Below are 25,475 nucleotides of genomic sequence, written 5' to 3' on the forward strand. Positions count from 1 at the left end.
CACTAAAACCAGGCTGCAAGACTTGTTGTGATGAAGAAATTTCCTTTTCTAAATTCATCATTTTTTGCAAAAATGGCATCTTTAGCAGTAAAACCTCTTGCCTCTGTACGGAAAACCACATTTTTAAAGATTGCATAATCTACATTGAGAGAATATCCGAAAGTCTGAAATCCATTGGGAGTTTCTGTACTGATAATCACACCGTTTTTATCATTGTAATATTCTAACCTTCCTGCCAGTGCCCATTTGTTGTCTAATTGATATTTCATTAATACATTGGGGCTGTACCAGATATTATACTGCTCGCTTCCTTTTGACTTCTGCTCTGCTCCGATATCAAATCCTAATACCGCTGAAAACTGATCTGTCAGCTGAAAACTTCCATACAAATCATGGAAATAGCGCATTCTTTTATCATCCTTTGCTTTATCATTCCCGATGAACGAGCTGCTGTTCAGGGTAATTTTATCATTGGGTTTATAGGTCACCTGATGTCCGAAAGAAATACTCTGATTTCCTTCAGGCTTGGCAATTCTCTGCCAGCCATTCAAGACCAATCCGCTTAAAAACCATTTCCCATTATCTGAGGTAAAAGAAATTTTGGCACCCGTTTCAAAATAAGGAGAATTTTCTGCTGCAAAACTTCGGGTCAGATTAATATTATCCTTTCCTATGGCACTTTCCCAGCCGATATGAGACGGCATGATCCCTGCATCAATCCACAGGTTTTTATTTTTAGAAATTTTGATTCCGATATTCGCTTCATTTACATAGCGCAGAGCATCTTGTTCAGCTGCCATATTATCCTGGGCATAAGTTCCGGCCATTAAAGCTACATTGGCACGGAGATTTTCACTCTGATAGTTGGCTTTAACCAATCCCAGATTAAGATTTACTTCATTATGTCTGTTATATGAGTATAAAAAGTTTTGACGCATATGATTGCCCGGCTCATTAAAATCATAGGTATAAAAGAGTTCTGCATAAGCGGAAAATGTCACTTTATTCCCTGTTTTTAATGAATCTGATGATTGGGCTTTTGAGAAAAACATTCCCAATATGGCACCTATAGCTAAATATTTTTTCACTTTTATTAAGGTATGTTAATCATGTCAGGGTTTAAATCCTTGACATGATTATCGGTTATTAAATTTATTATTTTAATTGATCCAAAGCGATATTAAGCTTCAGAACATTTACTTTGGATGGTCCGAAAAGTCCTAAAAACGGCTTTTCAGTTTGATTATTGATTAAATTTTTGATCTGTTCTTCAGAAAGGCTTCTCACTTTTGCGATTCTCTTTGCCTGGTACAAAGCTCCTTCTTCAGAAATATCAGGATCCAGACCGCTACCACTTGCCGTAACAAGTTCTACAGGAACTTTAGTATTTCCCATTTCAGGGTTCTTCATTTTTAAAGTATCTATTCTTTTTTGTACAGTTTCCAGATATTCTTCATTGCTTGGCCCTTTGTTGCTGCCACCACTTCCTGCTGCATTATAATTGACAGAAGAAGGACGCCCATGAAAGTATTTTTCAGATTTGAATTCCTGTCCGATATTGGCATAAAATTTCTGCCCTTTATTGTAAACAATTTCTCCGTTTCCTTTGTTGGGAAGTATTTTAGAACCTCCGTATACAATTGCCAGATAAATACCTGTAACCACCAGCATTACAAGAGTTAATCTGAATGCTGAAACAATATGATTTTTCATTTTTAAAATTTTAATAAAATAAACTGATTACCAGATCAATCATTTTGATCCCAATGAACGGAACTATGACTCCGCCCAGACCGTAGATCAAAAGATTTCTTCTCAATAAGGCACTTGCACCAATTGGCTTATAAGCTACCCCTTTCAACGCCAGCGGGATCAGAAATGGAATGATCACAGCATTGAAAATAACCGCTGATAATATGGCTGTTTCGGGACTGTGAAGATTCATAATATTCAGCTTCTGAAGCGAAGGAATAAAAGTGATAAAGAGCGCCGGAATAATGGCAAAATACTTTGCTACATCGTTTGCAATACTGAAAGTCGTCAATGTTCCTCTTGTCATCAGCAGCTGCTTCCCGATTTCCACAATTTCGATCAGCTTTGTAGGGTCATTATCGAGATCTACCATGTTTCCGGCTTCTTTAGCTGCCTGTGTTCCGCTGTTCATTGCTACTCCTACATCGGCCTGTGCCAGTGCCGGAGCATCATTCGTACCGTCACCCATCATGGCTACCAGCTTCCCTTCCTGCTGTTCTTTTTTGATGTAATTCATCTTATCTTCAGGCTTGGCTTCAGCAATAAAGTCGTCTACTCCAGCTTTTTCTGCAATAAATTTTGCTGTTAAAGGATTATCTCCGGTTACCATTACCGTTTTTACGCCCATTTTTCTCAGTCTCTGGAAACGCTCCTGAATTCCTGTTTTGATGATATCCTGAAGTTCAATTACACCCCATACTTTTTCATTAACGGCTACCACCAGAGGAGTTCCTCCATTTTCAGAAATTTTGGTCACCGCATCCTGGGTTTCTTTTGGGAAGATATTCCCGGCTTTTTCAGTCAGTTTTTTTATGGTATCATAAGCTCCTTTACGGATTCTTGTTTCTTCAAAATCGATCCCTGAAGTTCTGGTTTCTGCTGTAAAATCAATATAAGTAGGATTAGGAACCAATAAATCTTCAGGTTTCAAAGCACTTAATTCAATGATTGATTTTCCTTCCGGTGTTTCATCAGCTACAGAACTTAGTGCAGAAGCTTTAATAAATTCTTCAAGCTGAATTCCGTTTGCAGGATGAAACTGGGTTGCTTTACGGTTTCCGATAGTAATTGTTCCTGTTTTATCCAGCAGCAGAACATCAATATCTCCCGCTGTTTCTACAGCTTTACCACTTTTGGTAATCACATTCGCTCTCAATGCTCTGTCCATCCCTGCAATCCCGATTGCAGAAAGCAGACCTCCGATTGTTGTTGGAATAAGACAAACGAAAAGAGATATAAATGCCGCAATGGTAATCGGAGTCTGCGCGTAATCTGCAAAAGGCTTTAAAGTGAGGGTAACAATAATAAATGTAAGGGTAAATCCTGCCAAAAGTATAGTTAATGCGATTTCGTTAGGTGTTTTCTGTCTTGATGCTCCTTCTACAAGAGCAATCATTTTATCAAGGAAGGATTCTCCCGGTTTTGTTGTTACTTTTACTTTAATTCTGTCTGAAAGAACTTTTGTGCCTCCTGTTACAGAGCTTTTATCTCCTCCTGATTCACGGATTACAGGCGCACTTTCCCCGGTAATGGCAGACTCATCAATGGTTGCAAGACCTTCAATAATCTCACCATCCATCGGAATCTGATCTCCGGCTTCACAAAGGAAAATATCACCTAAAGTCATTTCAGCAGACATTTTCAACACTGTTTCTACCTGAAACCCGGGTTTATTATCAACCACTAATTTGGCTGGAGTTTCTTCTCTTGTCTTTCTGAGAGTATCAGCCTGCGCTTTTCCTCTTGCTTCTGCTATAGCTTCTGCAAAATTCGCAAACAGAACGGTGAAAAATAAAATAATAAATACTAAAAAATTGTAGGAAAAACTTCCCTGGCTTTTATCACCAGTAAGACTGAACATGCTCACAATGAACATGACAACTGTTCCGACTTCCACCAGGAACATTACTGGATTTTTAAACATAATTTTCGGATTCAGCTTTACGAAGGACTGCTTGATCGCTTCATTTACCAAATCTCTCTGAAACAATGTTTGTGACTGATTTTTCATTTTTTGAAAGAGTTTATATCATTGTAAATCAATAATCACCATTAAGGTCTGCCAAATAATAAGGATAGATATGGATAATATTAAGTGAACGTTTCAGTAAGTGTCAGACTAGCTTCCTCAAACTTTTCAGCATCCTTAATGGTTAATATTGATTGTAATTTTTAATGTTCACATTTATTTTGAGAAATACTGAATCTGCTCTGCAATAGGGCCCAAGGTCAATGCAGGGAAGAAAGACAGTGCTGCAATCAGTAGAATCACTGCCAGTGTCATAAATCCGAAAGTAGCCGTATCTGTTTTCAGCGTTCCTGAGCTTTCAGGGATATATTTCTTCTGTGCCAATAGTCCTGCAATCGCTACCGGTCCTATAATCGGGATGAATCTTGATAGTAACAGCACAATTCCTGTTGAGATATTCCACCAAGGGGTATTATCTCCAAGTCCTTCGAATCCGGATCCGTTATTTGCTGCAGAAGAGGTAAATTCATAAAGCATTTCACTGAAACCATGGAAACCGGGATTATTCAATGTTTTTGTTCCAAATTCCGGTAAATAAGCCGTTAAAGCTGTTCCTGCAAGAATTAAGAAAGGATGGAATAAAGCTACAATCATCGCGATCTTCATTTCTTTGGCTTCAATCTTTTTGCCCATAAATTCCGGGGTTCGCCCTACCATCAAACCGCTTATGAATACCGCCAGAATGATAAAGATGAAATAGTTCAGAATTCCGACTCCACAGCCTCCGTAGAAACAGTTGATCATCATCGCAAGCAGCTCATTCATCCCTGAAAGCGGCATTGTACTGTCATGCATAGAATTCACAGACCCTGTGGAAATAACTGTAGTTGCGATACTCCAATAACCAGATGAAGCACTTCCGAAGCGTATTTCTTTGCCTTCCATTGCTCCCAGACTGTTGTCTGTTCCCATTTGTGTAATCAGAGGATTTCCTCCTGTTTCATTCACAACATTCGGAATGGTAAGAGCAAGAAAACCGACTGTCATTACGGTAAAGATCACCCATGAAAGCTTTCTTTTCTTCAGATAAAAACCCAGTGCAAATACCAATGCAAAAGGAATGATCATTTGAGTGACCATCTCTGTCATATTGGTTATATAATTAGGATTTTCAAGCGGATGTGCTGAGTTGGCTCCAAAAAAACCACCTCCATTAGTGCCTAAATGTTTAATGGCAACAAATGCAGATACAGGACCTCTGGAAACATCAGCCTTCTGACCTTCCAATGTAATCATATGATCCTTTCCTTCAAAAGTCATCGGACTTCCATTGATAGAAAGAATGAAAGCTACAATTATACTTATTGGAACCAGAATTCTGATCATTGATTTTGTGAAAAAATCGTAGAAATTCCCTAATTCTGTGCTTGTTTTTTCTTTAAAAGCTTTGAAAAGAACCGCCATTGCCGCCATCCCTGTTGCTGCTGTTACAAACTGTAAAAACATCAGATAAAGCTGGCTCAGATAGCTTACTCCCGTTTCTCCCGAATAATGCTGTAAATTACAATTGACTAAAAACGAAATAGTTGTATTAAAAGCCAGATCGGGTGACATATTCGGATTTCCATCAGGATTTAAAGGAAGCCAGGCCTGGTTCATTAAAAGAAGAAAACCAATGATAAACCAGATCAGATTGATCGCCAGCATGGCATACATATTCTGTTTCCAATTCATCTGACGGGAAGGATTGATTCCCGATATTTTATAAATTAACTTTTCAATGGGTTCAAAAACCGGATCAAGGAAAGTTTTTTTGTATCCATAAACATTAGCTATGTATTTACCTAAAAATATTCCGATAACTAACGTGACAGCAAACATTGCTATAATGCCTAAAATTTCTGTATTCATGACCAATTAAAATTTTTCAGGTTTAATTAAAACATAACAGATATACACAAAGGCAAGTATTGAGAGGAAAAATAAACTCCACATAATTTATATTCTATCAAAAAATTCAACTGATTTATATAAAAGCCAAAACAACACTGCAAAAAGCAGAATTAAACTTATAAGCATCATATCTTAATCATTAGGGTTAAAAGAGTCAGTAATACATACGATACAATCAGCAGACTAAAAGTTGAATGCTCCCGTTTTTTAAACGTTTTTCTTGAAATTGTCATTTTAAAATATTTTATTCAGAGACTATATGCCAAAAGAAAGTCCATTCTGGAAAACAATCGAGTAAAAATCTATATATCAATACATTAACCTAAATAACCAAACTATATAAAAACAGAAAAGCCTATCAAAATGATAGGCTCTTTATTAAAATGATAAAAGATTTATTTCAATCCATATTCTTCAAGCTTTCTGTACAGCGTAGCAATACCGATCTCTAGTAAACGGGCAGCTTCTGCTTTATTTCCTTTTGTGTACTGTAATACTTTTTGGATATGTATTTTTTCCAGTGAACGAATGCTTAGTGAATCACTTTCCGGAACTGCTTTCTCGGAATAATGAGGAAGGCTTTCAGCATCAAGAATATTGTTATCCATTAAAATCAAACTCCGCTCTACAGCGTTTCTCAACTCACGAATATTTCCTTTCCAGTCATTTATTTCTAACGCTTTATAATAGTCTGAGCTCACCTGAACAGAGGACAAGTGAAGTTTATGAGAAAAAAGATCAATGAAGTTCTTCGCAAGTACTTTCAGATCTTCTTTTCTATTGCGCAGAGACGGAAGACTGATTTCAAATACATTCAGTCTGAAATAGAGATCTTCTCTGAAGTTTCCCTGCTTTATTTCAACCTCCAGATCTCTGTTGGTAGCCGCAATCAATCTAAAATCAGACTTTGAAACTTTCGTCTCACCCATTTTGATAAATTCCCTGGTTTCCAGAACTCTGAGCAGCTTAGCCTGAAGTTCAATCGGCATCTCACCAATTTCGTCCAGAAATAATGTCCCTCCATTTGCTTCTTCAATCAACCCTTTTTTATCCTTTATCGCCCCTGTAAAAGCCCCCTGTTTATGGCCAAAAAGCTCACTTTCCAAAATCTCTTTACTAAATGCTGAACAGTTGATTGCCACAAAGCTGTTTTTATTTCTGTCACTTCCTTCATGAATAGCACTGGCAAAGACTTCCTTACCCGTTCCTGTTTCTCCTGTAAGAAGCACAGCAGCATCCGTTAAAGCCACTTTTTCTGCTAATTTCTTAGCCTGCAGAATTAAAGGTGATTTACCCAGGATCTGATCAAAACCTTTCGTAACAACCTGCTGGACCATTCTAGATTTATTATCCTTTACCTTTTCAAGGGCTTTATACACCAATGGTATAATTTTCTCATTATCATCTCCTTTCACCAGATAATCGTAAGCGCCATTCTTCATGGCTTGTACGGCATCCGTGATATTTCCAAATGCAGTCATTAGAATAATTTCCAGCTGAGGATATTTGCTTTTAATAGACTTTATCAGTTCTACTCCAAAAGCATCAGGCAGACGGACATCGCTTAAAACAACATCAAAATCATATTGCTCCAGCATTGTCATCGCTGAACGTGCTGTAGAAGCTTCTTTTACATTAAAATTTTCTTGGGAGAGGATCATTCCCAGTAACTTAAGGAGTTTGATCTCATCATCGATGATCAGAATGTTTCCTGACATTATAATTATTTTTGGAAAACTAATACAAACTTATTGAATTTATTCGAGTAAAACTGGTTTCTACAAGGAAATAGTTTAGTGAACAACTGGTGATATTTTTGGAGCCTTCTCCCGCTATCCATTCATACTCCTCGCGCCAGGCTGCCCTGCGCTGCATCCCACTGGCTCTCTCAGGCATGCTGCGGGGTAACCATTACTATCGGGGCTAGGGAGGAAGCTAATTATGAATTATAAGCTATGAATGATGAGTTGTGAGATTCGGCTCGAATTGATCAAATTTTAAACCTTGAATTGTAAATATCTACCCTATTCCAATTATGTCATTCCTTAGGAATCAAGGCTTATTTATCAGAATCTTCAGGTTTCTTGTAATTCAGACGATTTGGATTGTTGAGACTCCTGCGGAGTGACAATTGGAGTGGGTGCTGTCCATCATAAGTGATAAGTAATCAATGATAATTGATGCATTATCTGTTACTGATTATTCATCAGTATATATATATATTGATTTTCGGGATGGGGATGGGATAGGTATACAGCAAAAAAAAATCCTTTATCATAAGATAAAGGATTTTTTAAAAATAAAATAAAAACTGGCGGCGGCCTACTCTCCCGCTTTCGCAGTACCATCGGCGCTGGTGGGCTTAACTTCTGTGTTCGGAATGGGAACAGGTGAGCCCCACCGCTAAAACCACCCTAAAGAAGGTATATAAGGTTGCACGGTATAGATAAAAGGATACAGGTTTTACCTGATTCCCAATAGCTACCATCTGCTACCTGGTTATTTTCGATAAAAACTTTCACAAAGAGGTAACCTTGCTGCACTTCCGTGCGCCATATTAGGCTATAAATCTACGGGTAATTAGTACTACTCGGCTATGACATTACTGTCTTTACACCTGTAGCCTATCAACGTCGTCATCTCCAACGACCCTTAAAAGATGTCTCATCTTGAGGCGAGTTTCGCACTTATATGCTTTCAGTGCTTATCTCTTCCAAACGTAGCTACTCAGCAGTGCACCTGGCGGTACAACTGATACACCAGAGGTTTGTTCAATTCGGTCCTCTCGTACTAGAATCAAGCCCTCTCAAACATCTAACGCCCGCAATAGATAGAGACCGAACTGTCTCACGACGTTCTGAACCCAGCTCGCGTGCCACTTTAATGGGCGAACAGCCCAACCCTTGGGACCTTCTCCAGCCCCAGGATGTGACGAGCCGACATCGAGGTGCCGAACCTCCCCGTCGATGTGAGCTCTTGGGGGAGACTAGCCTGTTATCCCCGGAGTACCTTTTATCCTATGAGCGATGGCCCTTCCATACGGAACCACCGGATCACTATGTCCTGCTTTCGCACCTGATCGACTTGTAGGTCTCACAGTCAAGCACCCTTATGCCATTACACTCTACGCACGGTTACCAAGCGTGCTGAGGGTACCTTTGAAAGCCTCCGTTACTCTTTTGGAGGCGACCACCCCAGTCAAACTACCCACCACGCAATGTCCTTCCATTAAGAAGTTAGGCTCCAAGTAAGTAAAGGGTGGTATTTCAACGTTGGCTCCACCTACACTAGCGTGCAAGCTTCAAAGCCTCCCACCTATCCTACACATTACTTACTCAAAGTCAATACGAAGTTATAGTAAAGGTTCACAGGGTCTTTTCGTCCCATTGCGGGTAATCGGCATCTTCACCGATACTACAATTTCACAGAGCTCATGGTTGAGACAGTGCCCAGATCGTTACACCATTCGTGCAGGTCGGAACTTACCCGACAAGGAATTTCGCTACCTTAGGACCGTTATAGTTACGGCCGCCGTTTACTGGGGCTTCAGTCAATGCCTTCGGTTTAACCCTAAGCACCTTCCTTAACCTTCCAGCACCGGGCAGGTGTCAGACCCTATACTGCATCTTTCGATTTTGCAGAGTCCTGTGTTTTTGATAAACAGTCGCCTGGGCCTCTTTACTGCGGCCACCATTGCTGATGGCGTCTCTTCTCCCGAAGTTACGAGACTATTTTGCCTAGTTCCTTAACCATGATTCACTCTAGCACCTTAGGATTCTCTCCTCGACTACCTGTGTCGGTTTTGGTACGGGTTGCTTCACTTCGGCTTTTCTTGGAAGCACTTTCCCTACAGCAGCTTCGCCCGAAGGCTAGGCCTTGACTATTCCGTCAGTCTCCAGTAAGTACGGCACTCCGTCCCCTTTTTAGTGTGAGCAAGTATGGGAATATTAACCCATTGTCCATCCACTACCCCTTTCGGGTTCGCGTTAGGTCCCGACTAACCCTCAGCTGATTAGCATGGCTGAGGAAACCTTAGTCTTTCGGTGAGCGGGTTTCTCGCCCGCTTTATCGTTACTTATGCCTACATTTTCTTTTCTATCCGCTCCACAATACCTCACAGTACTGCTTCAGCGCAAATAGAATGCTCTCCTACCAGATGTACATAAAGTACAAATCCATAGCTTCGGTAATATGTTTATGCCCGATTATTATCCATGCCGGACCGCTCGACTAGTGAGCTGTTACGCACTCTTTAAATGAATGGCTGCTTCCAAGCCAACATCCTAGCTGTCAATGCAGTCCAACCGCGTTGCTTCAACTTAACATATATTTGGGGACCTTAGCTGTTGGTCTGGGTTCTTTCCCTCTCGGACATGGACCTTAGCACCCATGCCCTCACTGCCGTAGAACATTTATTAGCATTCGGAGTTTGTCAGGAATTGGTAGGCGATGAAACCCCCGCATCCAATCAGTAGCTCTACCTCTAATAAACTTATATACGACGCTGCACCTAAATGCATTTCGGAGAGTACGAGCTATCTCCCAGTTTGATTGGCCTTTCACCCCTACCCACAGGTCATCCGAAGACTTTTCAACGTCAACCGGTTCGGTCCTCCACTCTGTGTTACCAGAGCTTCAACCTGCCCATGGGTAGATCACAAGGTTTCGCGTCTAATCCTACTAACTATACGCCCTATTCAGACTCGCTTTCGCTCCGGCTCCGGTACTTAATACCTTAACCTCGCTAGTAAAATTAACTCGTAGGCTCATTATGCAAAAGGCACGCCGTCACAGCTTAATGCTGCTCCGACCGCTTGTAGGCGTACGGTTTCAGGTTCTATTTCACCCTTCTATTCGAAGTGCTTTTCACCTTTCCTTCACAGTACTTGTTCACTATCGGTCTTTCAGGAGTATTTAGCCTTGGAGGATGGTCCCCCCATATTCAGACAGGATTTCACGTGTCCCGCCCTACTCATTTATCACTCAAATATGCCTTTCATATACGGGGCTATCACCCTCTACGGCCGTTCTTTCCAGAACATTCTATTAAACATATATCAGCTTTTGGGCTAATCCGCTTTCGCTCGCCACTACTTACGGAATCTCTTCGATTTCTTTTCCTCCGGGTACTTAGATGTTTCAGTTCTCCGGGTTTGCTCCTCCTTAGAGGTGACTGGTCTTCAACCAGCCGGGTTGCCCCATTCGGACATCTGCGGATCAATTCGTGTGTGCCAATCCCCGCAGCTTTTCGCAGCTTACCACGTCCTTCGTCGCCTCTGAAAGCCTAGGCATCCGCCATACGCCCTTAACGATTTCTTTCCTAATAATTATATTAGTTCAGTATTTTTTGATAAATTTAATTTATCGATATTTTTATAAACTCGGCACTCGAAAGTGCTCGGTTATCTCTTTGTGATGTCTTTACCGTTAATGTCAATGATCTTAATTTCTTTTTATCCAACTGATGAACAGATATTGTTTTTGGCTCTATCCGTAACTTTTAAATCAGTCTTCTAAAACTGTGGAGAATAAGGGAGTCGAACCCTTGACCTCCTGCGTGCAAGGCAGGCGCTCTAGCCAGCTGAGCTAATTCCCCCTCTAGTTGCTGTTGGCTATTTGCTTCTGGCTTCTGGCATTTTTGCCATAAGCTATAAGCTATTTGCCAGCCGCTTTAATTAGTAGTCTCGGGCAGGCTCGAACTGCCGACCTCTACATTATCAGTGTAGCGCTCTAACCAGCTGAGCTACGAGACTTTATATGAGTTATGGGGATGAGTAAGTAAGTTATACTTTTCCTCTTCTTCATTTCTCAATCTCTTTCCCTATACTAATTTCTAGTGGGTGTTGTATTTTTAATATAACCAACCAAACAAAAAACTAAAGCTTTACTTTGAAGTAAGTGCATGGTACATTTAAGTACCTTTGTTTTTTTATCGTCTTTAGACGCTCTAAAATGAGATGTTCCAGCCGCACCTTCCGGTACGGCTACCTTGTTACGACTTAGCCCTAGTTACCTGTTTTACCCTAGGCAGCTCCTTTTACGGTCACCGACTTCAGGTACCCCAGACTTCCATGGCTTGACGGGCGGTGTGTACAAGGCCCGGGAACGTATTCACCGCGCCATGGCTGATGCGCGATTACTAGCGATTCCAGCTTCATAGAGTCGAGTTGCAGACTCCAATCCGAACTGAGACCAGCTTTCGAGATTTGCATCACGTCACCGTGTAGCTGCCCTCTGTACTGGCCATTGTATTACGTGTGTGGCCCAAGGCGTAAGGGCCGTGATGATTTGACGTCATCCCCACCTTCCTCTCTACTTGCGTAGGCAGTCTCACTAGAGTCCCCAACTTAATGATGGCAACTAGTGACAGGGGTTGCGCTCGTTGCAGGACTTAACCTAACACCTCACGGCACGAGCTGACGACAACCATGCAGCACCTTGAAAAATGTCCGAAGAAAAGTCTATTTCTAAACCTGTCATTTCCCATTTAAGCCTTGGTAAGGTTCCTCGCGTATCATCGAATTAAACCACATAATCCACCGCTTGTGCGGGCCCCCGTCAATTCCTTTGAGTTTCATTCTTGCGAACGTACTCCCCAGGTGGCTAACTTATCACTTTCGCTTAGTCTCTGAACCCGAAAGCCCAAAAACGAGTTAGCATCGTTTACGGCGTGGACTACCAGGGTATCTAATCCTGTTCGCTCCCCACGCTTTCGTCCATCAGCGTCAGTTGTTGCTTAGTAACCTGCCTTCGCAATTGGTGTTCTAAGTAATATCTATGCATTTCACCGCTACACTACTTATTCCAGCTACTTCAACAACACTCAAGACCTGCAGTATCAATGGCAGTTTCACAGTTAAGCTGTGAGATTTCACCACTGACTTACAGATCCGCCTACGGACCCTTTAAACCCAATAAATCCGGATAACGCTTGCACCCTCCGTATTACCGCGGCTGCTGGCACGGAGTTAGCCGGTGCTTATTCGTATAGTACCTTCAGCTACCCTCACGAGGGTAGGTTTATCCCTATACAAAAGAAGTTTACAACCCATAGGGCCGTCGTCCTTCACGCGGGATGGCTGGATCAGGCTCTCACCCATTGTCCAATATTCCTCACTGCTGCCTCCCGTAGGAGTCTGGTCCGTGTCTCAGTACCAGTGTGGGGGATCACCCTCTCAGGCCCCCTAAAGATCGTTGACTTGGTGAGCCGTTACCTCACCAACTATCTAATCTTGCGCGTGCCCATCTCTATCCACCGGAGTTTTCAATTTAAAATGATGCCATTCTAAATATTATGGGGTATTAATCTCCCTTTCGAAAGGCTATCCCCCAGATAAAGGCAGGTTGCACACGTGTTCCGCACCCGTACGCCGCTCTCTCATTTCCGAAGAAACAATACCGCTCGGCTTGCATGTGTTAGGCCTCCCGCTAGCGTTCATCCTGAGCCAGGATCAAACTCTCCATTGTATGTTTGTCTGACTCACTCAAAGTTTTTTTACGCTTTAGTTTTTCCTTACTTGGTTGTTATATTGTATGTCAATGATCTTTATATCTTTCGCTTTGTAACGAAACACTCTCTTCTGTCAGTGGCGCTCCGTATTTGCGAGTGCAAAAGTAAAACTTTATTTCTTAATGACCAAATGTTTTGAAAGAAAATTTTAAAGTTTTTTAAGTAACCTTAATCCCTCTCCTAAACCTTAATCACCCTACTCCTGCGCTCCCTTTATTTGGGACTGCAAAGATACAAACTCTTTTTAAACTCGCAACTTTTTTTTGATAAAAAAAATTAAAGTTTTTTGTCTGCCTCTTGTTGAAGTATCATAATGTCTATGCTTATCTAAAAGTTCTCCTGCGCTACTGTATTACTCTCGTTTTTCAGTGGGGCAAAGATAACAACTTATTGCAACGCAAAACAACTTTATTTAACATAAATTTTACACCACCGTAATATTTAACCCTAATACACTGGAACGCAGGGAGAAAAATTTTAAACATTTGTTTGGGATTCCAAGTGGAAGGTTGGAGGGTGGGAGAATTTGAGGGGTTGAGGGTTGGAGCGTGAAAGGGGAATCATGGGTAATGAGTAATGAGTAATGAGTAATGAGTAATGAGTAATGAAAGATACATTCTATTATATATAAGATAAAGGGAAGTTTGGGGGAAAGGTGCAGGGGGAAGCTTTTATAAAACAGGCTCCCTTCGTCTACGCTCAGGATAATAGTGCGTTCTTATGGAATGAGTATTGGGGTAACCACAGATCACACAGATTTGCACAGATGATGATGTATATTTAGTATAGGGTATTTCATTCGGGGGAATTCATAATTTATAATTTATAATTCATCATTAACCTCACCCCTAGCCCTGATAGGAATGGGTACCCCGCAGCATGCGTTGGAGAGCAGGCGGATTTGAGAATCGCACAGCCCGGGCGCGAGGAGTATGAATGGATAGCAGGAAATAGCTCCTGAAAAAGATCATATATAATAATGGACAGTAAAGGGTATACCTATTATTATATAGTATAAAAGATATTCTATAAAAATAAATTACCAGTAGCAGCCTTTATTTCCTTTCTACAATGGGTATTTCATTCTCATGATTTACCTTTTCAACTACAACAATAGATGTAATAGTGATAAAAAGCGGCTAACATTTTTTTTGATTTCATACATTTGTAGTGCATTCCGGATTCTAAGGAGTGAAATGAGTTTTATATGACAGACAGAAAATATAAGGAAACGGTTCATACTGATAAAAACCACTACGAATATATTACGATAACACATGACGAAAATAACGTCAGAATTTATACTTTGAAAAATGGGTTGAAAGTTTTTCTTGCTCAAAATTTTGATGCTCCGAGGATACAGACTTTTATTCCTGTAAGAACCGGAAGCAATAATGATCCGTCTGATAATACAGGACTGGCCCATTACCTTGAGCATATGATGTTTAAAGGGACTTCACAAATCGGGACTCAAAACTGGGAAAAGGAAAAAATACTTCTGGACCAGATCTCAGCGCTGTATGAAGAGCATAAAGCAGAACAGGATCCTGAAAAGAAAAAGGAGATCTATAAAAAAATTGATGAAGTTTCTCAGGAAGCCAGTCAATATGCTATTGCCAATGAATATGACAAAGCCATTTCTTCTTTGGGAGCTACCGGAACGAATGCGCATACCTGGTTTGATGAAACAGTATATAAGAACAATATCCCGAACAACGAACTTGAAAAGTGGCTGAAAATAGAAAAGGAAAGATTTTCTGAGATTGTACTTCGTCTTTTTCATACGGAACTGGAATCTGTATATGAAGAGTTCAACAGAGCTCAGGATAATGATACAAGACTTGTAAGCTATGAATTGATGGATGCTCTTTTCCCTACGCATCCTAACGGCCAACAGACAACACTTGGAAGAGCCGAGCATTTGAAAAACCCTTCTATGAAGGCTATTCACAAGTACTTTGATGAGTATTATGTTCCTAATAACTACGCTATGGTGCTGGTTGGTGATCTTGATTTTGAAGAGACCATTCAATTAGTTGATCAATATTTTGGCACCTTGCCTTATAAAGAGCTTCCGCAAAAGACACCGATTATTGAACAGCCCATTACAGAAATTGTAACAAGAACAGTGAAAAGCCCTACTACTCCACGCACTCAGTTGGCATGGAGAACAGAAAGCTATGGAACAAGGGACGCTATGCTTGCAGATGTTGTTGCCAATATCCTCAGCAACAGGGGTGAAGCAGGATTACTGGATCTGCATATCAATCAGACTCAAAAAATGCTTTGGGCTCAGGCATTTTCTGTAGGGTTAAGACAATATGGATATTTTTCTATTGTAGCTGTACCTAAGGAAAACCAAACTCTTGAGGAAGCAAAGAACATGGTGCTGGAGGAAATTGAACTGATAAAGAAAGGCGATTTCCCAGACTGGATGCTGCCAGCAATCATTAATGATTTCAAAATTCAGAGAATGAAAGGCCTTGAAACAGCAGAAGGGCTTGCTACCACCCTGTACGATTCTTATATAAAAGGGATAACGTGGGAGCAGGAACTGAATGAGATGGATGAATATACTGCTTTTACGAAGGAAGATATAGTGAATTTTGCCAAGGATTTTTTCAAAGAAAATTATGTTGTTGTCAATAAAGAAAAAGGTGTCAATGACATGTTGATCAGAGTTGAAAATCCAGGTATTACCCCTGTTAAAATCAACAGAGATACTCAGTCTGAGTTTTTAAAAGAGATTTTAATGGATAAGACAGAGGATATTAAGCCGGAATTTATCGACTATCAGAAAGAAATTGCCACTGATCAGCTTAACGGAAAGAAATTAAGTTTTGTAAAGAACAACTATAATGATATTGCACAGCTTCATTTCATTTTTCCTTTTGGAAGTGACAATGACAGAGATTTGGGAATTTCCACTCAGTTGCTGCAATACCTGGGTACGGATACTCTTTCGCCTGAAGATTTAAAAAAGGAATTTTTCAAAATCGGAATCAGCAATGATTTCAAAACCACAAATAATCAGTTGATCATTTCTCTAAGCGGATTGGAAGAAAATATAGAAAAGGGAATTGCTCTTCTGCAGCACTGGATGCATGATGTAAAACCAGACCAGGAAATCTATAATCAGTTTGTGGGAACTGTACTGGAAAACAGAGAGGCCATTAAGAAAGATAAAAACCGTATTATGACAGCGCTGACCAATTATACAAAATTGGGTGCTCACTCACGTTTTACGGATATTATTTCCCAAGAGGAACTTGAAGGCAGCAATTCTGAAGTTTTCACTGACAGAATAAAAAAGCTTTTCAAATATCCATATCAGGTATTCTTCTATGGTAAAAGCTTTGAAAATTTCAAGGGATATATTGGTCAGCATATAGAAACTGAGAGTCTTCAGATTCCGGAAGCTAAACAATATCCAGAGCCTGCCACCGGAGGAAATGTAAATTTCATCAATTATGATATGGTTCAGATGGAAATGAGCAAAATCGGAAAAGGAAATCTGGTGAATCCACTTCATTTTGGAAAGATCAATGTATTTAACGAATATTTTGGACGGGGATTATCATCAATTGTTTTCCAGGAAATCCGGGAAAGTAAGAGTCTTGCTTACTCTGCTTACGTTTCTTATGCAGCGAACTCGGAACTCAACCATCCGGATTATGTAACGACTTATATCGGAACTCAGCCTGACAAGCTTATGATTGCTGTGGATACGATGAATGAACTGATGAATGAACTTCCTGAAGTGCCTATTCAGTTTGAGAACGCCAGAAATGCTGCTCTGAAACAGATCGCCTCAACAAGGATTACCCGAAATAATATATTTTTCAATACATTAAGATTGAAGAAACTGAATATTTATCATGATTTCAGAAAAGATATTTACAAGCAGATTCAGGATCTGAAATTTGAAGATATCAGACATTTTTATCAGACAGAAGTTAAATCCATAGATTTTAACACCGCCATTATCGGTAAAAAAGAAAATCTGAATATGGAAGCCGTCAATAAAATGGGAACATTTAAAGAAGTAAGTCTGAAAGATATTTTCGGACATTAAAAAACAAACCGCCCGATAGAATTATCGGGCGGTTTGTTTTTTATAAATGATCAATGATAATTGATCAGTGATCATTTATAATTCATAATTCTATTACGTCATCATGCAATCCCCGTCCCCGTCCTGATAATTGGGATTAAAATTATTGGGAAGTAATTCCAATAGCTGTTGATGAAACAGATATTCTCTTTTAAAATCACGGTCATAGATATGGGAAAATACTTTTGACTGCTGTATTGTTTCGTTCAGCCTGGTCTGATAACTTGTAAATCCTTTTACTTTATTGGTAATTATGAAATAATTTAAAAACCTGACAACCTCAGCCAGATCAGAAGTTGAAAAAAGGTAGGGAATTTTAAGGTATCCGTCGCGGAGCTGCAACAGGAAGCAAGCCTTGAGTTGATTATTCTGATCGAAAATCTTAATCCAAAAGTATGTAAATGTATCCGCAAAACTTGAAAAGAAATATTTCACGTCTCTTTTTCCTTCCAAAATCCATGGATAATCTATAAAAGTATTGATTTCATCTGCATTCCGTACCCCGGAAAATCCAGTCATAAAATCAGCACTTTCTTTGTCAATACGAGGAAGAACCTCATATTTGAAGTCCGGTTTCTGTACCGGTAAGTTCTTTATTGAGATTAATAAATTGGCGGCAGCATCCAGAGACTGAAAAAGCGGCTTCAAAGGTTGTGTTCCCGGTTTTTTTTCAGGAATCATTTTAGCAGCATCAGTTCTGAAGTAATATCTCTTCCCTTCTTTAGGAAAGACATATTCAAAAACACCCATAATATTATAGAGGGCTTCTGCTTCTTTGGTAAATTCTGTAATGGCAATTCTGCCTTCGTATTCTTCAAAAACCTTTTTCAATAATGCTTTTGCAGGTCTTCTTTTTCTGTAATCAGGGTTTGCATATAAAGTGCTTAGCCAGGCATAGCGGATTTCCTTTCCATCAATCTCAAAGCAATCCGGGAAACACCCAACATATCCAATAAGTTTTTCTTCAAAGAATGCCAGAATAAGAAGGGTATCTTCCTCTGATGCTTTAGGATTGTGAATATGCGACAATGCACGATGTTTTGTAATAGGAAGAAAATCATACTGCAGAAATGCTCCGGATGATATAAAATCTTCCAGTTCTTTTCTGTTGAATGTTTTCAGCGCTATCATTTTCTCAGAATGGTATTTTTGTTAATCAGTCTTTTCAGTTTGAAGTAAGCCGTTTCTTTTTTCAGTATTTGTTCCCCGCTCTCACCCATTTCCATTGGAATTCTTTGAAAATTTCTCTTTACACTATCCAGTTTTACCCCTGCACATCCAAAACTACAATAGATTTCCTCATTTTTAAAGAGCTCATCAAAAAAGTTTTTCTGAACTTCAAAATCAGTAAACGGAAATGCAAAACTTTCATAGAGGAAATCATTTTCTTTCAAATAAGCAAAAGTTTTATTCGTAGTTTCCATCTGTTCTTTCAAAGATAAATCTCCATATTTAGGGTGATCCCAGCTGTGAGAAGAGATTCCGAAACCTTTCCTTGTAAGTTCTTTTAGCTCTTCTGTACTTAAATAGGGTTTACATTCTTTTGAATAAGCATTAAAATCCACTTCAAGCTTTTCAGCAAGCCCCTCCAGAATATCTTTCCCCTGATAATTAACCTGTAAAATATTCTTTTGTAAAACACCTTTGTCTGCATGGCTGTCAAGAGAAAATATACGATAAACCTCGGGATTTATAGTTTTATTCTTCTCAACTGCATCTGCAAGAAGGCTGGCTTTGCATCTGAACATCATATCTTTATTATCAATAAAAGCAGGGTTTACGAAATTGCAGGCATAAATTCCCTTTCGTTCCAAAACCGGTGCTACTATATCATAAAATTCTCTGAAACCGTCATCAAAAGTAAGCAGGGCAATTTTTTTCTTAGATTTAAAATCCCCGGACATACACTCTTTGAACTCCTGCCAGTTGACAAACCGGAAATTCTTCGCAAGATGATCAAGATCTTCTTCAAACTGTTTTGTATTCTTATAACGGATCACATGTTTTATATGGGGAAGTTCTCTGTCGGAGACACTGTGATAAAGTGGCAAACAGTAATCCAGCGGAAAAGATTTCCCGATATTACCAGATTCGAAAGCTGCCAAAACATTGATGATCCTGTCTTTCATCTTATTTAAAATAAAAAAGAATCTATTCAAAACTCAGTTTAAATAGATTCTTAAAGGTATAACTTTTAAAAATTATTTTATAATCTTCATTTCATCAACAAGCCACTTTGAGTCAGCGAACTTCTCGATGATGAAAAGGATATATTTTGTATCTACCATGATATTTCTGCTAAAGCGTGGATCATAGTTGATATCACTCATTGTTCCTTCCCACTGTCTGTCAAAATTCAATCCTACAAGATTTCCGTTGGCATCAAGAGCAGGGCTTCCAGAGTTTCCTCCTGTTGTATGGTTTGTTGCAGTGAATCCTACAGGAACATCACCTGTTTTATCTTTATAGTTTCCGAAATCTTTTTTGTTATAAAGATCAATCAGTTTCTTTGGAACATCAAATTCGTAATCTCCGGGAACATATTTTTCCATTACTCCTGTCAGGTGAGTCTGATATCCGTAAGAAACTGCATCTCTAGGTGTAGATCCTTTTACTTTACCATATGTCACACGAAGCGTTGAGTTAGCATCCGGGAAGAATTTTCTGTCTTTATCTGTCTGCATCTGCTGTGCCATGAACTTTTTCTGTAAAGCATCAATTTTTGCCTGCATTGAGGTATATTGCGGATCTGCAGTTTTCATATATGTTTCTTTCATAGAAACATACAGCTGATAAATAGGATCTTTCTTTAAAGTTTTGATCAATTTATCCTGATTAGAAAACGCTTTATCAATATCTGCAGTTAATGTTCCTCCATTCACAGCAGTTCTTCCTGTGATGATAGAGTTTTTAGACATATCTTCTATTACAGGGATATTCGGGCTTTCATCTTTGTATTTACTGAACCCTGCTGGTAAAAACTGTGGCGCTGTTTTATTAACGTATAAAGCCAATAATTTTGCGGTTACTTTAGCATCAAGCTCTGCACTGTAATCTTTGTAGAAAGAGGTTAATTTTGTTTTTAACTTTGTAAGTTCCTTTTCATCCATTCTTCCCGCCTCTACAGAAGCTACAAAGTCATAATAATCACCAGCAAGCTTCAAAGTCTCAGCATTTCTTACCACTTCTGTAAAATAAGCATTATTTAATGCATAAGGAGCCTGGTCATTGTATAGTTTATTCAACTGATCCAATGTATTTTTGATCTCAGGATTTTTAGCCACCAAAGAACCTTCATACATTACTTTCTTTTCTACAGCATTAGATTTTTTCAATCCTTCTACTTCACCGATCCATTTTTTCCAGTAGTTCGCTACAGAAGCATATTTTGAAGCATATTTGATACGTGTTTCATTGTCAGCACGCATTTTCTCGTCTAAGGTTTTTAAAGCAACATCACGTACCGCAATTCTTGCAGGATCAATATCCTTCATGATTTTCTCTACCCCTACCGCAGGAAGATATTCTGTAGTTTTTCCAGGGAAACCAAATACAAAAGTAAAATCATTTTCGTTTTTATCTTTTATAGAAACAGGTAAGTAGTGTTTCGGAACGTAAGGAACATTATCTTTTGAATATTCCGCAGGTCTGTTGTTCTTATCTGCATAGATTCTGAACATAGAGAAATCTCCGGTATGTCTAGGCCAAACCCAGTTGTCTGTATCACTTCCGAATTTTCCGATGCTTTGAGGGGGAGCCCCCACAAGACGGATATCTTTATAAGTTTCGATGGTGTAAGCATAGTATTTGTTTCCATAATACATAGGCTTTACCATGATCGATTGGTAAGATTCAATTTTCTGAGAGTTTTTGTAAACCTCAATATTGTTGTTGATCCTTTTAGTAAGTTCCGGCTCCGTTAGGTTGTCTGTACCTTCCAAAATCTGATCAGTAACTTCTTTTATATCTACAATAAAATCTACTTTTACTCCCGGATTAGGAAGTTCTCCCTGGGTATTTTTTGCCCAGAATCCGTTTGAAAGAAGGTCATTCTGAACGGTAGAATGCGCCTGAATCTGACCGAAACCACAGTGATGATTGGTTAAAAGCAGTCCTTTAGGCGAAATAATTTCTGCAGTACATCCGCCGTTAAACTGTACTACCGCATCCTTTATGCTTGGTTTCTGAGGGTTGAAAATATCTTTTGCAGAAATCTTCATTCCCAAATCCTTCATTTCCTTTTCATTCAGCTCAGTAGGAATCCACATTCCACCATATTGTTGTGCAAATGCCATTGCAGCTGGCAAAAGAAATACAGATAAAAGTATCTTTTTTGTCATAATCAAAATTTTGCCCGAATTTACAAAGAAAAATAAGAATAGGCCTTATAAAACGCGTGGAAAAGTTGTTAAGAATTAGTTTTTGCAAAATGTAAAAAATAAAATGTATTGATAACAGGGAAAGCAGGAAATTTATTTAGGAATCTATCAATTTAAACCCGGAACCATATACTGACAACTATCGGTCAGCAACATTAAACTCTCCTCCCTCTGGCTTAGTTTTTGTTGATTGGAAGTAACTCTATTACATTAAATTTATTATTATGATGAAAAGCAAAATGCTCATGTTGGGAATCGGAGCTGCTCTGTTCCTTGCCTCATGTTCTAAAAAAGAAGCAACTGAAACAACCGGTACAACCACAGATTCTGCAACAGCTGTTCAACACGTTACTACAGACAGTATCACTAAAGCTACCCCTACAGCAGCTGGTGACACTTCTGAAAATGCATTGGACTGGGCTGGTACTTATGAAGCAACAATTCCTTGCGCTGACTGTCCGGGTATCAAGACTTCCTTAACATTGAATAATGATAAAACATTCAGCATTTCTGAAGAATATCTTGATAGAAATTCAAAAAATCAGGATAAAGGATCTTTCACATGGGATGCAACAGGAAGTATGATTACTTTAAAAGGAAAAACAGCAAACTATAAATATAAAGTTGGTGAAAATATGCTGTTCCAACTGGATATGGAAGGAAAAGAAATTGACGGCCCCAACAAGGATTTGTATATATTCAAGAAAAAATAAAAATAAAGGCTCAGGCCTTTATTTTTTTACTTTCATATCTTCTAAAACTGATAGGCTCTGATTTTTGGATCGTCTACCAGACGTGTGATTAATTCTTCATGACGGGTATTCTTTCCGGTAAGCCGCCAGATAACGGTTAAACTTTCCGGTGAATACTGCTGCTTAATCATCAGATATTTCAAGTGATGTTCTTTAAATATGTTTTCACAATATTTGATATCCGCAGAACCTGTCACAGCAATTTTATATTCCCTTACTTTATTATAATTATCAATGAAATTCTGCAGGTAAGTTAAAGCACTCAAAATAATCAATACCAAAGCGGTTCCCAGCAGGGAAATATAGACATATCCGGAACCTACCGCCATTCCTATTGAAGCCGTTGCCCAAATGGTGGTTGCAGTAGTAATACCTTCAATTTTATTGTCTCCTTTGAAAATCACTCCTGCTCCCAAAAATCCTATACCGGTAATAATATTGGCTGCAAGACGGTCCGGATTGGCCACGCCTATTTTGATGGAAAGAATCGTAAACAAACAGGCTCCGAAACAGACCAGAATAAAGGTTCTGAGTCCGGCAGATTTATTACGGTATTCGCGTTCGGCACCAATGAACAGTCCTAAAATGACAGAAATAAGGATAAGCAGCAATTCATTTTTGACAGCGTAATGGTCCTGAAGAAAATCCATTTTTTATAATTTATAACCTAGAATAAAATTACAATAAAAAAATTATCTCCGGGGTTATCATTGAACTTTGTTTAGGGCAAGAAGATTTTATTTGACTGAAAACTTTCGTAATATTACAGATTAAATGTAAAAGGCAGGTAAAGGAGTTATGAAACCTACATTTTTTTCGACAAAGGAAGAATTCAGAAAGTGGCTTGAGAAGCACCACGAAGGGGAAAAAGAACTGTTGACAGGATTCTACAAAACCGGAAGTGGAAAACCTTCTATGAGCTGGTCTGAATCCGTAGATCAGGCTTTGTGCTTTGGCTGGATAGACGGCGTGAGAAAATCAATAGATCACGAAAGCTATTCTATCCGTTTTACTCCAAGAAAGCCTTCCAGTATCTGGAGCAATATCAATATAAAGAAAGTTGAAGCGCTCACCAAAGCAGGGCTGATGACTCCTGCAGGACAAAAAGCATTTGAACTCAGAAAAGAGAACAAATCCGGAATTTATTCCCATGAAAAAGCAGAAGTTGCTCTTGATCCTGTTTATCAAAAACAGTTTACAGATCATCAGGCTGCCTGGGAATTTTTTGAAAGCCAGGCTCCTTCTTATAAAAAGGTAATTATACACTGGATTATGAGTGCCAAGCAGGAAAAAACAAGGCTTTCACGGCTTGAAAAAGCTATTGATACAAGTAAACAATTAAAAAGATTAGAATAAAAAGATTATTATGGATAAAGAAATTTCACACTTCTGGTTAGGGTATTTCAAGAATGAAGAAGATTTTTATAGTTTCGTAGAAGAGGATGAAAATTATTATATAGAGGAAGAAACCGACGATCAGTATGTTTCAAAATTCGCAAAATCACAGAACATCAAATGGTTTGATGATGACTTCATAGAATATGGCTTTGAGGATGAAAGTCTTGGACTTTACGACAAGTTTGCAGAATATTCTTACGCTGACCAATGGATTCCAATCCTGGAAAGAAAACTGAATGAACTAAGTCTGGATACGCCTGTGAATGCCATCATTTTTGCAACAAGATTTGTGATTCCTAATCCTGTTTCTGTAGAGAATGACGATTATTCGCTGCATTATGTGGGTGAAATAGAATATGATATTTAAAACTGGGATTTTTCCCATTTATAACAAGTGACTTCATTTAGGTATGGAGTCACTTGTTGTTAATAAAAGAAATAGAAGTAATTTAGCATCTGATGAAATTATATTCTACCTTACAAATCGGAGATTATCATATCAACCACTGTGAAGACTATCTGCTTATTAAAAAGATCGATTCTGATAAAATAGTATGTGCTGTAATGGACGGCTGCTCTACAGCGATGGACAGTCATTTTGCTTCGGCACTTTTTGGAAAGCTTTTACGTAAAGTGATCATTGAAACAGGTTATAAATCTTTATATGAAAAAGATATTCAACGCAGTCTAGACGAAGATCTCAAAGAAATAGTTGAAGGCCTATTCAAAGGACTTGTATTTAGTAAAAATCATATGATGCTGGATGAAAAAGAGCTGTTAGCCACTCTTATCATCTTGGTTTATGACAAGGTAAAGGACGAAGGAATAATCTTAGCCATTGGTGACGGCGTTATTTGCGTCAATGGAAAGATAATGGAATTTGATCGTAATAATAAACCTGATTACCTTGCCTATCATCTTCATGAAAACTTTGAAGACTGGTATTCTAATCAATCTCAGAAAATAATTTTTAATGATCCGAATGATATTTCCATTGCAACTGATGGTATTTTGAGCTTTTCAAAAATTAAAAAAACAGATTCTGATGAAATGATCAATTTTGCAGAATATTTGATGATTGACCACCAAAATAGTGATACTGAAGAAATGCTTAACAGAAAGCTTAAACAGCTGGAGCATCAGTATGGAGTAAAACCTACAGATGACTTAGCTATCGTTAGAATCACAAAATAATTCATACATTTTGAATACTATGGAACAATCTAGACCTAATCGTTTCTACTCAGTTCTGAAGAGAATGGCCATCAGCGCTTTCCTCATTTCCGTCATCACATTTGTTCAATTTTACTGGTCAATGGGGACTTTTTCAGATCGGATGTCAAGTGGCTGTCTAGAATGTTTATTTGCTGAAGATGCATTATTCATGTCAGTAATAACTGGCATTTTCCTTTCTGTTATATTTTCTTTATTTTCCTTTATTAAAAGGATGTTGATCAAAATTGGCATTGAGTTTATATTGTTGGTTTTTGTCTGGTTATTTTGGAATTATTCCATATTTGTAGACAGAGAGTCTTCATGGAGTACTTATGATTTCAATGCTGAGATTCAATATACAATTTCACTTTCTTTTTTTCCGGTTCTCTTTCTGGGATGTTTGTGTATTTCACTTTTACATTATCAGGAAATA

15 protein-coding genes, 2 tRNA genes and 3 rRNA genes are annotated in these 25,475 nt (G+C 38.8%); 5 read left to right on the plus strand and 15 right to left on the minus strand.

The features are described from left to right. Positions 1–2: 2 nt before the first annotated feature. The 11 genes from ACPF63_RS16100 to ACPF63_RS16150 all read right to left on the minus strand — a co-directional run bounded on the left by ACPF63_RS16100 (position 3) and on the right by ACPF63_RS16150 (position 13,141). Positions 3–1,088: a porin gene (locus ACPF63_RS16100; protein WP_426480597.1), complete on the minus strand. Its 1,086-nt coding sequence runs from the start codon at positions 1,086–1,088 to the stop codon at positions 3–5. A gap of 67 nt (positions 1,089–1,155) precedes the next feature. Next, positions 1,156–1,713, minus strand: coding sequence for a potassium-transporting ATPase subunit KdpC (gene kdpC, locus ACPF63_RS16105; protein WP_077415826.1), 558 nt, complete (start codon positions 1,711–1,713; stop codon positions 1,156–1,158). Positions 1,714–1,723: 10 nt separating this feature from the next. Further along, positions 1,724–3,763, minus strand: a complete 2,040-nt coding sequence (gene kdpB, locus ACPF63_RS16110; RefSeq protein ID WP_426480598.1) for a potassium-transporting ATPase subunit KdpB — start codon at positions 3,761–3,763, stop codon at positions 1,724–1,726. Positions 3,764–3,937: 174 nt separating this feature from the next. Continuing rightward, on the minus strand, positions 3,938–5,632 hold the full coding sequence (gene kdpA, locus ACPF63_RS16115) for a potassium-transporting ATPase subunit KdpA (protein ID WP_180565276.1): 1,695 nt from the start codon (positions 5,630–5,632) through the stop codon (positions 3,938–3,940). Between the two features lie 6 nt (positions 5,633–5,638). Next, positions 5,639–5,716, minus strand: coding sequence for a potassium-transporting ATPase subunit F (locus tag ACPF63_RS16120; protein WP_077415921.1), 78 nt, complete (start codon positions 5,714–5,716; stop codon positions 5,639–5,641). A gap of 353 nt (positions 5,717–6,069) precedes the next feature. Continuing rightward, the gene (locus tag ACPF63_RS16125; protein ID WP_426480599.1) at positions 6,070–7,392 is read right to left on the minus strand and encodes a sigma-54-dependent transcriptional regulator; all 1,323 of its coding nucleotides are present in this window, start codon (positions 7,390–7,392) and stop codon (positions 6,070–6,072) included. A 591-nt stretch (positions 7,393–7,983) separates the two neighbouring features. After that, a 5S ribosomal RNA gene (gene rrf / locus ACPF63_RS16130) occupies positions 7,984–8,091 on the minus strand. Positions 8,092–8,234: 143 nt separating this feature from the next. Next, positions 8,235–10,993, minus strand: a 23S ribosomal RNA gene (locus ACPF63_RS16135). A gap of 203 nt (positions 10,994–11,196) precedes the next feature. Beyond that, positions 11,197–11,270: transfer RNA gene (locus ACPF63_RS16140), tRNA-Ala, on the minus strand. Positions 11,271–11,353: 83 nt separating this feature from the next. Further along, positions 11,354–11,427 (minus strand) — tRNA-Ile (locus ACPF63_RS16145). Positions 11,428–11,624: 197 nt separating this feature from the next. After that, a 16S ribosomal RNA gene (locus tag ACPF63_RS16150) occupies positions 11,625–13,141 on the minus strand. The 16S, 23S and 5S rRNA genes sit together here with 2 tRNA genes alongside, the layout of an rRNA operon. Positions 13,142–14,391: 1,250 nt before the next feature. Between ACPF63_RS16150 and ACPF63_RS16155 the strand changes: the two genes are divergently transcribed. Beyond that, positions 14,392–17,259: a M16 family metallopeptidase gene (locus tag ACPF63_RS16155; protein ID WP_426480600.1), complete on the plus strand. Its 2,868-nt coding sequence runs from the start codon at positions 14,392–14,394 to the stop codon at positions 17,257–17,259. A 93-nt stretch (positions 17,260–17,352) separates the two neighbouring features. Here the strand turns inward: ACPF63_RS16155 and ACPF63_RS16160 are convergent, their stop codons facing one another. The 3 genes from ACPF63_RS16160 to ACPF63_RS16170 all read right to left on the minus strand — a co-directional run bounded on the left by ACPF63_RS16160 (position 17,353) and on the right by ACPF63_RS16170 (position 21,638). Then, complete coding sequence (locus ACPF63_RS16160) at positions 17,353–18,429, minus strand: GNAT family N-acetyltransferase (protein WP_426480601.1); 1,077 nt, start codon at positions 18,427–18,429, stop codon at positions 17,353–17,355. After that, positions 18,426–19,427: a polysaccharide deacetylase family protein gene (locus ACPF63_RS16165; RefSeq protein WP_426480602.1), complete on the minus strand. Its 1,002-nt coding sequence runs from the start codon at positions 19,425–19,427 to the stop codon at positions 18,426–18,428. The genes ACPF63_RS16160 and ACPF63_RS16165 overlap by 4 nt, the downstream gene beginning before the upstream one ends. Before the next feature lie 72 nt (positions 19,428–19,499). Next, positions 19,500–21,638 carry a S46 family peptidase gene (locus ACPF63_RS16170; RefSeq protein ID WP_426480603.1) on the minus strand — a complete coding sequence of 713 codons (2,139 nt, stop codon included), beginning with the start codon at positions 21,636–21,638 and terminating at the stop codon, positions 19,500–19,502. Between the two features lie 263 nt (positions 21,639–21,901). Here ACPF63_RS16170 and ACPF63_RS16175 point away from each other — a divergent pair, with 263 nt between their 5' ends. Continuing rightward, positions 21,902–22,390 (plus strand): copper resistance protein NlpE, encoded by a 489-nt coding sequence (locus ACPF63_RS16175; RefSeq protein ID WP_426480604.1) that lies wholly within the window; start codon positions 21,902–21,904, stop codon positions 22,388–22,390. Between the two features lie 41 nt (positions 22,391–22,431). Here the strand turns inward: ACPF63_RS16175 and ACPF63_RS16180 are convergent, their stop codons facing one another. Beyond that, positions 22,432–23,079, minus strand: coding sequence for an MgtC/SapB family protein (locus tag ACPF63_RS16180; protein ID WP_077414199.1), 648 nt, complete (start codon positions 23,077–23,079; stop codon positions 22,432–22,434). Between the two features lie 148 nt (positions 23,080–23,227). Between ACPF63_RS16180 and ACPF63_RS16185 the strand changes: the two genes are divergently transcribed. The 3 genes from ACPF63_RS16185 to ACPF63_RS16195 all read left to right on the plus strand — a co-directional run bounded on the left by ACPF63_RS16185 (position 23,228) and on the right by ACPF63_RS16195 (position 25,021). Next, positions 23,228–23,785, plus strand: coding sequence for a YdeI/OmpD-associated family protein (locus ACPF63_RS16185; protein ID WP_426480605.1), 558 nt, complete (start codon positions 23,228–23,230; stop codon positions 23,783–23,785). Between the two features lie 10 nt (positions 23,786–23,795). Then, positions 23,796–24,194, plus strand: a complete 399-nt coding sequence (locus ACPF63_RS16190) for an immunity 22 family protein (protein WP_426480606.1) — start codon at positions 23,796–23,798, stop codon at positions 24,192–24,194. A 92-nt stretch (positions 24,195–24,286) separates the two neighbouring features. Then, on the plus strand, positions 24,287–25,021 hold the full coding sequence (locus ACPF63_RS16195) for a protein phosphatase 2C domain-containing protein (protein ID WP_426480607.1): 735 nt from the start codon (positions 24,287–24,289) through the stop codon (positions 25,019–25,021). Positions 25,022–25,475 lie beyond the last annotated feature (454 nt).

Source organism: Chryseobacterium sp. R2ACT005, assembly GCF_049949215.1.
In the GTDB taxonomy this organism is placed as follows: Bacteria; Bacteroidota; Bacteroidia; order Flavobacteriales; family Weeksellaceae; genus Chryseobacterium.